The sequence below is a fragment of the Streptomyces sp. NPDC027663 genome (genome assembly GCF_055566415.1).
The window spans coordinates 497,725-511,127 of the sequence record NZ_JBVHSK010000001.1; the positions used below are offsets into that span (position 1 = coordinate 497,725).

Here is a 13,403-nt window from a genome sequence, read left to right on the forward strand (position 1 = left end):
ATCCTCTCGCCGCACGGGGCGCAGAAGGTGGGCCTGTCGGGTAGGCCATGAAGCCGCACACCTTCGATCGCCGTGAGCGGGAGACCGGAGCGCCGTGAGCGGGAGCCCCCGGAACGGCCGAAGGCCCAGGGGAGAAGAAAACAACCTCTCACCTGGGCCTTCGGCATCCCGAGCGGGCGACGGGAATCGAACCCGCGTAGCTAGTTTGGAAGACTAGGGCTCTACCATTGAGCTACGCCCGCAACGCTGCGCCGCAGGTCGGTGACCGCGGCACTGGTAGGCATCCTAGCGGGTCGCCCGTCGCCGAGGCCAACGAGTTGGGTCCCGGGGGGCATCCCGCGTGCCGCCTCCGGAAATGCAGCCGACGCAAGGGGCCCGGGCATGTACCCTACGTGTCGCACCAGACGGGGTGTGGCGCAGCTTGGTAGCGCGTCCGCTTTGGGAGCGGAAGGCCGTGGGTTCAAATCCCGCCACCCCGACCACCGGCTCACGACGTCGTGATGATCGCCTTTTGGGGCGCTGACCGGCTGCGGTTACTATGCAAGCTGCGCGCCCGTGTGTCCCGGCCCACTCGGCCTACGAACTCCTCCGGGCGGCGAAATCCGCCGGACCAGTCTGGCTCCGGCAGAACCCAAGCAGTCAGCCACAAGGAGACCGAACCGTGAAGAGCGCCGTGGAGACCCTGAACCCGACCCGGGTTCGGCTCACTGTCGAGGTGCCCTTCGAGGAGCTCAAGGACAGCCTCGACGCGGCGTACAAGAAGATCAACCAGCAGGTCACGGTGAAGGGCTTCCGCAAGGGCAAGATCCCGGCCCGAGTAATCGACCAGCGGTTCGGCCGCGGTGCGGTGCTGGAGGAGGCCGTCAACGACGCGCTGCCGAAGTTCTACACCGAGGCGGTCAACGAGGCCGAGCTGAGCCCGCTGGGCCAGCCCGAGGTCGACATCACCGAGCTGAAGGACGGCGAGACGCTGAACTTCACCGCCGAGGTCGACATCCGCCCGGCCCTGGAGATCCCGGACTACTCCGGCATCGAGGTCGAGGTCGACGCCGTCGAGGTCACCGACGAGGACGTCGAGAAGTCCGTCGAGCAGCTCCGCGAGCGCTTCGCGTCGACCTCCCCGGTCGAGCGCGCCGCCGAGGACGGCGACGTCGTCACCATCGACCTGGAGGCCAAGGTCGACGACGAGGTCCTGGAGGACGGCATCGCCAACGGTGTCTCCTACACCATCGGCTCCGGAGAGCTGCTGGACGGCATCGACGACGCCGTGAAGGGCAAGTCGGCCGGCGAGGAGGCCACCTTCACCTCCGAGCTGAAGGGCGGCTCCGCCGCGGGCAAGGAGGCCGAGGTCACCGTCAAGGTCACCCAGGTCGCCGCCCGTGAACTGCCCGAGCTGGACGACGAGTTCGCGCAGCTCGCGTCCGAGTTCGACACCCTGGAGGAGCTGAAGGCCGACAGCCGCAAGCGCCTCGCCAACATGAAGCAGTTCGACCAGGCCACCCAGGCGCAGGAGCGCGTCCTGGAGAAGCTGCTCGAGCTGGTCGAGGTCCCGGTCCCCGAGAAGCTGCTCGAGGACGAGATCAACACCCGCAAGCACAACCTGGAGCACCACCAGCTCGGCCAGATGGGTCTCACCCTCGACAAGTACCTGGAGATCCAGGGCAAGACCGCCGAGGAGTTCGAGACCGAGACCCGCGAGGCCGCGGTCAAGGGCATCAAGACCCAGTTCGTCCTGGACGAGCTGGTCAAGAAGGAGCAGCTCAACGTCAACCAGGAGGAGCTCACCGAGCACCTCATGCGGCGCGCCGCCTCCTCCGGCATGTCCCCCGACCAGTTCGCCCAGGCCGTCGTCGAGGGTGGCCAGGTGCCGCTCCTGGTCGGCGAGGTCGCCCGCGGCAAGGCCCTGGCCGTCGTGGTCGAGGCCGCCACGGTGAAGGACACCAACGGCGAGATCGTCGACCTGGACGACGAGGAGGAGGAGACCGAGGCCGCCGAGGCGTCGGAGACCTCCGAGGAGAACGCCGAGGGCTGAGCGGCCCTGCGGCGCCTCTGACGACGCGCACGGGCCCCTGGGAGGCGTCTCCCGGGGGCCCTTGCCGTCTCCGGGCGGGGCACCGGCCTCCGGGGCGCGTGGCTGTATCGACGTGCGGCTCCGCCGTCCGGGGCGGGACGTCGGCCTCGGGGGCGCGGGGCTGTGCCGATGTGCGGCTCCGCCGTCCGGGGTGGGGCACCGGCCTCGGGGGCGCGGGGCTGTGCCGATGTGCGGCTCCGCCGTCCGGGCGCGACCAGCGCCCGGCGCACCCGTGGCCCGACGGCGACGCGCCCGCCGGGAACCGGCCCCCGGCCTGCCCACGAACCGCACCCGCTCCCATGCTGAGCGCTACGCCCCCGGCGAACACCCCCATCTCCGGGATTCCCCGGAGGGGCCTGAGCGTTAGGGTCCATGAATACGGGGGCAGGGGAGTCTCCTGACACCCCCCGCCAAGCCTCCGGCAGGACGACGTGAGACGGCCCGGCGCCGTCGTAAGACGAGCAGGTGGATACGTGACGAATCTGATGCCCTCCGCCGCCGGCGAGCCTTCCATCGGTGGTGGCCTCGGCGACCAGGTCTACAACCGGCTGCTCGGCGAGCGGATCATCTTCCTCGGCCAGCAGGTCGACGACGACATCGCCAACAAGATCACCGCACAGCTGCTGCTCCTTGCCGCCGACCCGGACAAGGACATCTACCTCTACATCAACAGCCCCGGTGGCTCGGTGACGGCCGGCATGGCGATCTACGACACCATGCAGTACATCCCGAACGACGTGGTCACCATCGCCATGGGCATGGCCGCCTCGATGGGCCAGTTCCTGCTCACCGGCGGCACGGCCGGCAAGCGCTTCGCGCTGCCCCACGCCGACATCATGATGCACCAGGGCTCCGCGGGCCTCGGCGGTACGGTCTCGGACATCAAGATCCAGGCCGAGTACCTGCTGCGCACCAAGAGGCGCATGTCCGAGCTCACCGCGCTCCACTCCGGCCAGACGGTCGAGGCGATCATCCGCGACGGCGACCGCGACCGCTGGTTCACCCCGGAAGAGGCCAAGGAGTACGGTCTCATTGACGAGATCATCACGCACGCCTCGGGTGTTCCGGGAGGCGGCGGCACCGGTGCCTGACCGGCCAGGCCACGCCACGCACCGCCGAGACCGAAGCCCCCAGAACGCCACCAGGACGGTGAACACCCCATGAGCAACTTCCCCGGCGCCGCCAGCGGCACGTACGAAGGGCCCCGCCCCGAGAGCCGCTACGTCATCCCGCGCTTCGTCGAGCGCACCTCCCAGGGCATCCGCGAGTACGACCCGTACGCGAAGCTCTTCGAGGAGCGCGTGATCTTCCTGGGCGTCCAGATCGACGACGCCTCCGCCAACGACGTCATGGCGCAGCTGCTGTGCCTGGAGTCGATGGACCCGGACCGGGACATCTCGATCTACATCAACAGCCCCGGTGGCGACATGACCGCCCTGACGGCGATCTACGACACGATGCAGTTCGTGAAGCCCGACATCCAGACGGTCTGCATGGGCCAGGCGGCCTCCGCCGCGGCCATCCTGCTCGCCGCCGGTACGCCCGGCAAGCGCATGGCGCTGCCGAACTCGCGCGTCCTGATCCACCAGCCGGCCGGCTCCACCGGCCGCGGTCAGCTCTCCGACCTGGAGATCATCGCCAACGAGTTCACCCGGATGCGTGAGCAGCTGGAGGACATGCTGGCCAAGCACTCGAACCAGCCGATCGAGAAGATCCGCGAGGACATCGAGCGCGACAAGATCCTCACGGCCGAGGAGGCGCTGCAGTACGGCCTCGTCGACCAGATCATCTCCACCCGCAAGCTGAACAACGCATCGGTCCGCTGACGCGGAACGCGACACTCTGAGCCCCGCTTGGCACGGTGCACGTCAAAGTGAACCCTGCCAAGGGGGGCCCGAACACCGGGCCCGGCAAGGTACCGTCGGACATAAGGCAGCACCAGGAGCCGCTGGACTCATGACGTCCAGGCGTCTCCCAGGCGAAGGGGAAGCACACCGTGGCACGCATCGGTGACGGCGGCGATCTGCTCAAGTGCTCGTTCTGTGGCAAGAGCCAGAAGCAGGTCAAGAAGCTCATCGCAGGGCCCGGTGTGTACATCTGCGACGAATGCATCGATCTCTGCAACGAGATCATCGAGGAAGAACTCGCGGAGACCAGCGAGGTGCGCTGGGAGGAGCTGCCCAAGCCTCGCGAGATCTACGAGTTCCTCGAGGGCTACGTGGTCGGCCAGGAGGCCGCCAAGAAGGCGCTCTCCGTCGCGGTGTACAACCACTACAAGCGGGTCCAGGCGGGCGAGAACGGCGGTGCGAGCGGCCGTGACGACGCGATCGAGCTGGCCAAGTCCAACATCCTGCTGCTCGGCCCCACCGGCTCGGGCAAGACACTCCTCGCGCAGACCCTGGCCCGCATGCTGAACGTCCCGTTCGCCATCGCCGACGCGACGGCGCTCACGGAGGCGGGCTACGTCGGCGAGGACGTCGAGAACATCCTGCTGAAGCTGATCCAGGCCGCGGACTACGACGTCAAGAAGGCCGAGACCGGGATCATCTACATCGACGAGATCGACAAGGTGGCCCGCAAGAGCGAGAACCCGTCGATCACCCGTGACGTCTCCGGCGAGGGCGTCCAGCAGGCCCTCCTGAAGATCCTCGAGGGCACGACGGCCTCGGTCCCGCCCCAGGGCGGTCGCAAGCACCCCCACCAGGAGTTCATCCAGATCGACACGACGAACGTCCTGTTCATCGTGGGCGGTGCCTTCGCGGGCCTGGAGAAGCTCATCGAGGCGCGGGCCGGCGCCAAGGGCATCGGCTTCGGCGCGACGATCCTCTCCAAGCGCGAGCTGGAGGCCAAGGACGTCTTCGAGGACGTCATGCCGGAGGACCTGGTCAAGTTCGGCATGATCCCCGAGTTCATCGGCCGCCTCCCGGTCATCACCTCGGTCCACAACCTCGACCGCGAGGCCCTGCTCAAGATCCTGGTGGAGCCCCGCAACGCCCTCGTCAAGCAGTACCAGCGCCTGTTCGAACTCGACGGCGTGGAGCTGGACTTCGAGCGCGAGGCGCTGGAGGCCATCGCCGACCAGGCCATCCTCCGCCAGACCGGCGCCCGCGGCCTGCGCGCCATCATGGAAGAGGTGCTCCAGGGCGTGATGTACGAGGTCCCGTCCCGCAAGGACGTGGCCCGCGTCGTCATCACGGCCGACGTGGTCCTCTCCAACGTCAACCCGACCCTGATCCCGCGGGACGCGCGGGGGCGGGGCTCCGGGGAGCAGAAGACGGCCTGAGCACATCGACTTCGACGGGCAGGCACCCTGCGTGGGGTGCCTGCCCGTCGGCGTGTCAGGTGGCCGACCCCACCTGCCTCCTCCAGCTGGCAAAGGTCGGGGTGAAGAGCGAGGTCTCCGATCCTGCCTGCAAGCGAGCCTGATCAGGCGGCGAAGGCGGCTCGCTGCCACCGAGCCGCCTTCTGCGCCGAGGGGTGCCCCGCGCTCTCAGGCCTTGACGCGGACCTCGTTGCGGAGCTTGGCGGCCACCTCGGCGTCGGCGGCCGGGTCACTGCTCCTGCCCGCCGCGAGGCTGGCGATGTCCATCGGCATGACGAACCCGAGCGTGCTGTGGTCGGCCCAGATGCAGATCGAGAGTGTGACGTCCTTCGGAGCGCCGCTGCTCGCGCCGGTGGGAGCCGAGGCCTGCTGGCACTTGAGGACCGCGCCCTTGAGTGAGGCCGGCTTGTACTCCTTCGGCTCGCCCTTCAGGGAGGCGTCCTCGCCACCGTCTTTCTGAGACTCGGACTTGAAGTAGGCGAACATCGCGTCGATGGTCTTCTCGGGGTCGTCGATGGTGCCGTAGACACCAGCGAACTTGATCCCCTTCTTGCTCAGCGGATTGTCCTCGTCCCCGGACGCGTACGAGGCGCTGACGTCGTGGGGGTCCTGCACACCCCACTTCTTGGCGTCCGCCTCGTCGCTGTCCGTCATCGAGCCGCTGTCGCTCTTGGACTTCTTGTACTCGGTCAGCACCGTCTCCGGCGTCGTCAGCTTGTGCGGCCCGTCGTCCGCGATGTCGCTGCCGCTGCCGCTGCCGCCGAGCACGAAGTACGCACCGACCGCCACGGCGGCGACCACGGCCACCGCGCCGATGATCAGACCGGTCTTCTTCTTCCCCCCGGCCGGCTGCGGCGGGTGCGGAACGTTGTAGGGCTGCTGGCCGTACGCGTTCGGCTGCTGCGGGACGCCCTGCTGCGGGTAGCCGTAGCCGGGCTGCGGCGGGGCCGCAGGGGCCTGCTGGGGGTAGCCGTAGCCGGGCTGCGGAGCCTGCGGCTGCTGGCCGTAGGGGCCCGGCTGGCCGTAAGGCCCAGGCTGCCCCGGCTGGCCGTACGGACCCGGCTGCTGGGGCTGCTGGCCGTACGGGCCCGGCTGGTTGTTGCTCATTCCTGGGTTCCCCTCCAGATGCCTTATGTGTTCCTGACATCCTGGCCCAGGCCCGGGAACCGCACGGCACCGGGGGCCTCACCGTTACAGAACAAACGCGTTTCGGGACCGCGCCGTGACACCTCTAAACTGACCCCCGTGACCGAGAACGCTCAGCAGCAGCCACCCGCGCCCGACTCCGAACTGCCCACCCAGTACGCGCCGGCCGATGTAGAGGGGCCGCTGTACGAGCGCTGGGTAGAGCGCGGTTACTTCGAGGCGGACGCGAAGAGCGACAAGCCGCCGTACACGATCGTCATCCCGCCGCCGAACGTCACGGGCAGCCTGCACCTGGGCCACGCCTTCGAGCACACGCTCATCGACGCCCTGACCCGCCGCAAGCGGATGCAGGGCTACGAGACGCTGTGGCAGCCCGGCATGGACCACGCCGGCATCGCCACCCAGAACGTCGTCGAGCGTGAGCTGGGCAAGGAGGGCAAGTCCCGGCACGACCTGGGCCGCGAGGCCTTCGTCGAGCGCGTCTGGCAGTGGAAGGGCGAGTCCGGCGGCCAGATCAGCGGCCAGATGCGCCGCCTCGGCGACGGCGTCGCCTGGTCCCGCGAGCGCTTCACCATGGACGAGGGCCTCTCCCAGGCCGTCCAGACCATCTTCAAGCGGCTCTACGACGACGAGCTGATCTACCGCGCCGAGCGCATCATCAACTGGTGCCCGCGCTGTCTGACGGCGATCTCGGACATCGAGGTCGAGTACCAGGACGACGACGGCGAGCTGGTCTCCATGAAGTACGGCGAGGGGGACGACACCATCGTCGTCGCCACCACCCGTGCCGAGACCATGCTCGGTGACACCGCCGTCGCGGTCCACCCCGAGGACGAGCGCTACAAGCACCTCGTCGGCAAGCTCATCCGGCTCCCGCTGACCGACCGCTCCATCCCGGTCGTCGCCGACGAGCACGTCGACCCCGAGTTCGGCACCGGCGCGGTCAAGGTCACCCCGGCCCACGACCCGAACGACTTCGAGATCGGCCAGCGGCACGACCTGCCGTCCATCACCGTGATGGACGAGCACGCCGTCATCACCGCCCACGGCCCCTTCCAGGGCCTGGACCGTCTGGAGGCCCGCTCCGCCATCGTCGCCGCGCTGCGCGCCGAGGGCCGGATCGTCGCCGAGAAGCGGCCGTACGTCCACTCCGTCGGCCACTGCTCGCGCTGCAAGACCACCATCGAGCCGCGGCTGTCCATGCAGTGGTGGGTCAAGGTCGGCCCGCTGGCGAAGGCGGCCGGTGACGCCGTCCGCGACGGCAAGGTCAAGATCCACCCGCAGGAGATGGAGAAGCGGTACTTCGACTGGGTCGACAACCTCCACGACTGGTGCATCTCCCGCCAGTTGTGGTGGGGCCACCGCATCCCCGTCTGGTACGGCCCGAACGGCGAGGTCGTCTGCGTCGGCCCCGACGACGAGGCCCCCACCGGCGAGGGCTGGCACCAGGACACGGACGTCCTCGACACCTGGTTCTCCTCGGGTCTGTGGCCGTTCTCCACCCTCGGCTGGCCCGAACAGACCGAGTCGCTCGCGAAGTTCTACCCGAACTCCGTCCTGGTCACCGGCTACGACATCCTCTTCTTCTGGGTCGCCCGAATGATGATGTTCGGCCTGTACGCGATGGACGGCACCCCGCCGTTCCACACCATCGCCCTGCACGGCATGGTCCGCGACCAGTTCGGCAAGAAGATGTCGAAGTCCTTCGGCAACGCGGTCAACCCGCTGGACTGGATGGACAAGTACGGCTCCGACGCCCTGCGCTTCACCCTGGCCCGCGGCGCCAACCCGGGCGTCGACGTGCCGATCGGCGAGGACTGGGTCCAGGGCTCCCGTAACTTCGCCAACAAGATCTGGAACGCCACCCGCTTCGCGCTGATGAACGGCGCGACGGTGGACGGCCCGCTGCCCGAGCCGTCGGCGATGTCGGCGCCGGACCGCTGGATCCTGTCCCGCCTGAACTCCGTCATCGCCGAAGTCGACGCGTACTACGACGACTTCCAGTTCGCCAAGCTCTCCGACGCCCTCTTCCACTTCGCATGGGACGAGGTCTTCGACTGGTACGTCGAGCTGTCCAAGACGACGTTCCAGGCGGGCGGGGAGGCGGCCGAGGTCAGCAAGCGCGTCCTCGGCGAGGTCCTCGACGTGACCCTCAAGCTGTTGCACCCGGTGGTCCCGTTCGTCACGGAGACCCTGTGGACGACCCTCACCGGCGGCGAGTCGGTCGTCATCGCGGACTGGCCGAAGGACAGCGGCTTCCGTGACCGGGCGGCCGAGCAGGAGATCGAGTCCCTCCAGTCCGTCATCACCGAGGTCCGCCGCTTCCGCGCCGACCAGGGCCTGCAGCCCGGCCAGCGGGTCCCGGCCCGTCTGACGCTGGACGGCACCGCCCTCGCCCCGCACGAGGCCGCCATCCGCCAGCTGCTGCGCCTCCAGCCGGAGGGCGAGTCGTTCACGGCCACGGCGACGCTGCCGGTCGCCGGTGCGGAGGTCGCCCTCGACCTCTCCGGCACGATCGACGTGGCCGCCGAGCGCAAGCGCCTCGCGAAGGACCTGGCCGCCGCCGAGAAGGAGAAGGCCCAGGCCACGGCCAAGCTCGGCAACGAGGCGTTCCTGGCGAAGGCCCCGGACAACGTGGTCGACAAGATCCGCGGGCGCCTCGCCAAGGCCGAGGAGGACATCACCCGCATCCAGTCCCAGCTGGACCGCCTGCCGCAGGCGTAACGACCGCTGCACAGGCCCCCGGAGCCGTACAGGCACCGGGGGCCTTCGCGCGCCCGGGCCCGAGGCGCTGCTCACTGAGAGGTGCCGCCGCGCCCACCCGTGCCGCCCCAGCGGCACGACTGCCCGCAGCTACGAGTGCCCGAGGGAGGGCGGGGGACTGCGGGCTGCGCTCACGCGTGCCGCCTCAGCGGCATGACTGCCGGGAGCCACGAGTGCCCCGAAGGGGCGCGGGGAACTGCGCGACCGGCCACCACGCACCCGCAGCCGGACGACGAGACAAGCCACCCCATACCGGCGCCGCGAAGCCCCCGCCCGCTCCGTAGACTGACCCTGTGAGCGACCACCCCGGCACCAGCGACACCCCCGACCCCCTCGACAGCTTCGACGAGATCATCGAAGCCGAGACCACCCGCGACCCCGATCTCGCGGTCATCGAGGCAGGCAGCCGCACCCTGCGTACCCAGGGCGGCCCGCCGCAGGCCGACGTACCCGCGCGTCCCGAGGACCCGGAGGTCGACAAGGCCCTGCGCGAGGTGGAGGCGGAGCTGGCCACCCGCTGGGGCGAGACCAAGCTGGAGCCCTCGGTCAGCAGGATCTCCGCGTTGATGGACGTGCTCGGCGAGCCCCAGCGGTCGTACCCGTCGATCCACATCACGGGCACCAACGGCAAGACCTCCACCGCCCGCATGATCGAGGCCCTGCTCGGCGCCTTCGAGCTGCGCACCGGCCGCTACACCAGCCCTCACGTGCAGTCGATCACCGAGCGGATCAGCCTGGACGGCGCGCCGGTCTCCGCCGAGCGGTTCGTCGAGACGTACCAGGACATCAAGCCGTACATCGAGATGGTGGACGGGCAGCAGGAGTACCGGCTGTCCTTCTTCGAGGTGCTCACCGGCATGGCGTACGCGGCCTTCGCGGACGCCCCCGTGGACGTCGCCGTGGTCGAGGTCGGCATGGGCGGCTCCTGGGACGCCACCAACGTCATCGACGGCGACGTCGCCGTCGTGACCCCCATCGACCTCGACCACACCGACCGCCTCGGCGAGACCACCGCGGAGATCGCCGCCGAGAAGGGCGGCATCATCAAGCAGGACGCGACCGTCATCCTGGCCCAGCAGCCGGTGGACGCGGCGCAGGTGCTGCTGAAGAAGGCCGTCGAGGTGGACGCCACCGTGGCCCGCGAGGGGCTGGAGTTCGGCGTCGTCGCCCGGCAGGTCGCCGTCGGCGGGCAGCTGCTCACGCTGCGCGGCCTCGGCGGCGAGTACCCCGAGGTGTACCTCCCGCTGCACGGCGCCTACCAGGCGCACAACGCGGCCGTCGCCCTCGCCGCCGTCGAGGCGTTCTTCGGCGTGGGCGCCCAGCGCGCGGAGCCGCTGGACATCGACACCGTCCGCAAGGCCTTCGCGGCCGTCTCGTCCCCGGGCCGGCTGGAGGTCGTACGGCGGTCTCCCACCGTCGTCCTGGACGCCGCGCACAACCCGGCCGGCGCCGAGGCCACCGCCGAGGCCGTGCGGGAGGCGTTCGACTTCACCCGGCTGATCGGCGTGGTCGGCGCGAGCGGCGACAAGAACGTGCGGGGGGTGCTGGAGGCCTTCGAGCCGATCTTCGCCGAGGTCGTCGTCACCCAGAACTCCAGCCATCGCGCCATGGACGCGGACGAACTGGCCGCGATCGCCGTCGAGGTGTTCGGCGACGAACGGGTGCAGGTCGAGCCGCGGCTGCCGGACGCCCTGGAGGCCGCGATCACGCTGGCCGAGGAGGAGGGCGAGTTCGCGGGCGGCGGCGTGCTGGTCACCGGTTCCGTCATCACCGTCGGCGAGGCCCGGCTGCTGCTGGGGAAGGGCTGAGGTCTACCGTGCGTACGCTCTGTGCATCCACCCTGATCGGCGAGCTGTTCGTCATCGGCTTCGCCGGGCTCGTCGCCATGAAGGACCCCGATCTGTCCACGTCCACGGTGTGGCTGGTCAGCGGCATCGCCATGCTGCTGTGCCTGCTGCTGTGCGGCATGGTGACCCGCCCCGGCGGGGTGGCCCTCGGCTGGGCCCTGCAGATCGCGCTGATCGCCTCCGGGATCTTCGTCCCGACCATGTACTTCATGGGTGCGATCTTCGCGGCGCTGTGGTGGGCATCGGTGCACTTCGGGAGGAAGGTGGACGAGGCGAAGGCCAGATTCGCGGCCCAGGCCCAGTCCTCCTCCTCCACGGCTGACGCTGCGTAACAACCGCAGGGCAGGCTCTTGTAACCTCGTCCCACCGCACCTCGTAAGCCGCGTAAGGAGCCTCCCGTGAGCCAGCGCACCCTCGTCCTTCTCAAGCCCGACGCCGTTCGTCGGGGCCTGACCGGCGAGATCATCAGCCGTATCGAGCGCAAGGCCGGCTGGCAGATCACCGCGCTGGAGCTGCGCACCCTGGACCGCGGCACCCTGGAGCAGCACTACGCCGAGCACGTGGGCAAGCCGTTCTACGAGCCGCTGGTCGAGTTCATGTCCTCCGGTCCGGTCGTCGTCCTGATCGTGGAGGGCGAGCGGGTCATCGAGGGCGTGCGCCAGCTGGCCGGTCCGACCGACCCGATCGCCGCCGCGCCCGGCTCGATCCGCGGTGACTTCGGTGTGATCGTCCGCGAGAACCTGATCCACGCCTCCGACTCCGAGGAGTCCGCCGAGCGCGAGGTGAAGATCTTCTTCCCGGGCCGCGCCTGACGGTGTGACGCCCACGGTCCGGCGCGGTGGGCGCGGGCCGCGGCGGAGTGTCCGGGGGGGTCCGTCCCCCGGGCCTGGTTTTCCTGGCATGAGTACCGGCGATCGAGGGAACGAGCGTCCCCGAACGCCCGTCTCCACAAGCGAGGCGGCACGCCATCTGGTGACAATGGCGGAGACCCTCGCGCAGTGTTCGTGCAGGCGCGTTTACGATGGAAGCCTTCACGTCACAGCACCCGCCTCGCCGACCTGATATGCCCTCAAAAGCTCAGGAAGGCCAGATGAATCCGGATGGGGAACTCAATGTCGTTCATCGGCCGTGACATGGCTGTCGACCTCGGGACCGCCAACACGCTGGTGTACGTCAGGGGTCGCGGGATCGTACTGAACGAGCCGTCCGTCGTCGCGATCAACACCAACACGGGTGGGATCCTCGCGGTCGGCGCCGAGGCGAAGAAGATGATCGGCCGGACGCCGGGCAACATCGTGGCCGTCCGCCCGCTGAAGGACGGTGTGATCGCCGACTTCGAGATCACCGAGCGGATGCTCCGTTACTTCATCCTGAAGATCCACAAGCGGCGCTATCTGGCCCGCCCGCGGGTCGTCGTCTGTGTCCCCTCGGGCATCACGGGCGTCGAGCGCCGCGCGGTCATCGAGGCGTCCTCGCAGGCCGGTGCCCGGCAGGTGCACATCATCGAGGAGCCCATGGCCGCCGCCATCGGCTCCGGTCTGCCGGTGCACGAGGCCACCGGCAACATGGTGGTGGACATCGGCGGCGGCACGACGGAGGTCGCCGTCATCTCGCTCGGCGGCATCGTCACCGCCCAGTCCATCCGCGTCGCCGGCGACGAACTCGACAACGCGATCATCCAGTACATCAAGAAGGAGTACAGCCTCCTGCTGGGTGAGCGGACGGCCGAGCAGATCAAGATCACGATCGGTTCGGCGTACGACCTCGACTCCGACGAGCACACCGAAGTCCGCGGCCGGGACCTGGTGTCCGGGCTGCCGAAGACCGTCGTCATCTCGGCCGCCGAGGTGCGCAAGGCGATCGAGGAGCCGGTCAACGCGATCGTGGACGCGGTCAAGACCACCCTCGACAAGTGCCCGCCGGAGCTGTCCGGCGACATCATGGACCGAGGAATCGTTCTGACCGGCGGCGGAGCCCTGCTGCGCGGGCTCGACGAGCGGCTGCGGCGGGAGACCGGCATGCCGATCCACATCGCCGAGGACCCGCTGGACAGCGTCGCGCTCGGTTCCGGCAAGTGCGTCGAGGAGTTCGAGGCGCTGCAGCAGGTCCTGGACGCCCAGCCGCGCAGATGACGTAACTCTTCGATTCCGCCGTACGAGACGTTCTCCTCTCGTGCGGCGGATCGTTGATATAGAGGCAGAAGCTCCCCCAAATGGGCCTCTTCGGTTTGCGCCGCACCATTCGCGTTTTCCAG

At 69.2% G+C, this 13,403-nt stretch carries 10 protein-coding genes and 2 tRNA genes; 10 read left to right on the forward strand and 2 right to left on the reverse strand.

Annotated elements, in window-relative coordinates:
• Window positions 1–171: 171 nt before the first annotated feature.
• Window positions 172–242: transfer RNA gene (locus ACZ4SF_RS02215), tRNA-Gly, on the reverse strand.
• A gap of 163 nt (window positions 243–405) precedes the next feature.
• Here ACZ4SF_RS02215 and ACZ4SF_RS02220 point away from each other — a divergent pair.
• From ACZ4SF_RS02220 to clpX, 5 genes are all read left to right on the forward strand, one after another.
• A tRNA-Pro gene (locus tag ACZ4SF_RS02220) sits at window positions 406–482 on the forward strand.
• Window positions 483–661: 179 nt separating this feature from the next.
• Window positions 662–2,032, forward strand: coding sequence for a trigger factor (tig, locus tag ACZ4SF_RS02225; RefSeq protein WP_468377019.1), 1,371 nt, complete (start codon window positions 662–664; stop codon window positions 2,030–2,032).
• A 524-nt stretch (window positions 2,033–2,556) separates the two neighbouring features.
• Complete coding sequence (locus tag ACZ4SF_RS02230) at window positions 2,557–3,162, forward strand: ATP-dependent Clp protease proteolytic subunit (RefSeq protein WP_468378274.1); 606 nt, start codon at window positions 2,557–2,559, stop codon at window positions 3,160–3,162.
• 69 nt (window positions 3,163–3,231) lie between these two features.
• Entirely contained in the window at window positions 3,232–3,897 is a 666-nt protein-coding gene (locus tag ACZ4SF_RS02235; RefSeq protein WP_468377022.1) for an ATP-dependent Clp protease proteolytic subunit, read from the forward strand.
• A gap of 170 nt (window positions 3,898–4,067) precedes the next feature.
• A complete protein-coding gene (clpX, locus tag ACZ4SF_RS02240) occupies window positions 4,068–5,354 on the forward strand; it encodes an ATP-dependent Clp protease ATP-binding subunit ClpX (RefSeq protein WP_468377025.1) in 1,287 nt (428 codons plus the stop codon).
• Window positions 5,355–5,561: 207 nt separating this feature from the next.
• Here clpX and ACZ4SF_RS02245 read toward each other — a convergent pair whose 3' ends face one another.
• Window positions 5,562–6,500 (reverse strand): hypothetical protein, encoded by a 939-nt coding sequence (locus ACZ4SF_RS02245; protein WP_468377027.1) that lies wholly within the window; start codon window positions 6,498–6,500, stop codon window positions 5,562–5,564.
• Between the two features lie 138 nt (window positions 6,501–6,638).
• Here ACZ4SF_RS02245 and ACZ4SF_RS02250 point away from each other — a divergent pair, with 138 nt between their 5' ends.
• The 5 genes from ACZ4SF_RS02250 to ACZ4SF_RS02270 all read left to right on the forward strand — a co-directional run bounded on the left by ACZ4SF_RS02250 (window position 6,639) and on the right by ACZ4SF_RS02270 (window position 13,281).
• Window positions 6,639–9,263 carry a valine--tRNA ligase gene (locus ACZ4SF_RS02250; RefSeq protein WP_468377030.1) on the forward strand — a complete coding sequence of 875 codons (2,625 nt, stop codon included), beginning with the start codon at window positions 6,639–6,641 and terminating at the stop codon, window positions 9,261–9,263.
• A gap of 332 nt (window positions 9,264–9,595) precedes the next feature.
• Window positions 9,596–11,110: a bifunctional tetrahydrofolate synthase/dihydrofolate synthase gene (folC, locus tag ACZ4SF_RS02255; protein WP_468377033.1), complete on the forward strand. Its 1,515-nt coding sequence runs from the start codon at window positions 9,596–9,598 to the stop codon at window positions 11,108–11,110.
• Between the two features lie 8 nt (window positions 11,111–11,118).
• Complete coding sequence (locus tag ACZ4SF_RS02260) at window positions 11,119–11,481, forward strand: DUF4233 domain-containing protein (protein ID WP_468377036.1); 363 nt, start codon at window positions 11,119–11,121, stop codon at window positions 11,479–11,481.
• A gap of 66 nt (window positions 11,482–11,547) precedes the next feature.
• Complete coding sequence (gene ndk, locus ACZ4SF_RS02265; RefSeq protein WP_468377039.1) at window positions 11,548–11,961, forward strand: nucleoside-diphosphate kinase; 414 nt, start codon at window positions 11,548–11,550, stop codon at window positions 11,959–11,961.
• Window positions 11,962–12,261: 300 nt separating this feature from the next.
• Window positions 12,262–13,281, forward strand: a complete 1,020-nt coding sequence (locus ACZ4SF_RS02270; protein WP_020940056.1) for a rod shape-determining protein — start codon at window positions 12,262–12,264, stop codon at window positions 13,279–13,281.
• Window positions 13,282–13,403: the final 122 nt, after the last annotated feature.

Bases quoted from the DNA above. Each gene is read 5' to 3' on its own strand.
- ACZ4SF_RS02230 (WP_468378274.1), top strand. From the start codon at position 2,557: ATGCCCTCCGCCGCCGGCGAGCCTTCCATCGGTGGTGGCCTCGGCGAC.
- ACZ4SF_RS02235 (WP_468377022.1), top strand. From the start codon at position 3,232: ATGAGCAACTTCCCCGGCGCCGCCAGCGGCACGTACGAAGGGCCCCGC.
- ACZ4SF_RS02245 (WP_468377027.1), bottom strand. From the start codon at position 6,500: ATGAGCAACAACCAGCCGGGCCCGTACGGCCAGCAGCCCCAGCAGCCG.
- ACZ4SF_RS02270 (WP_020940056.1), top strand. From the start codon at position 12,262: ATGTCGTTCATCGGCCGTGACATGGCTGTCGACCTCGGGACCGCCAAC.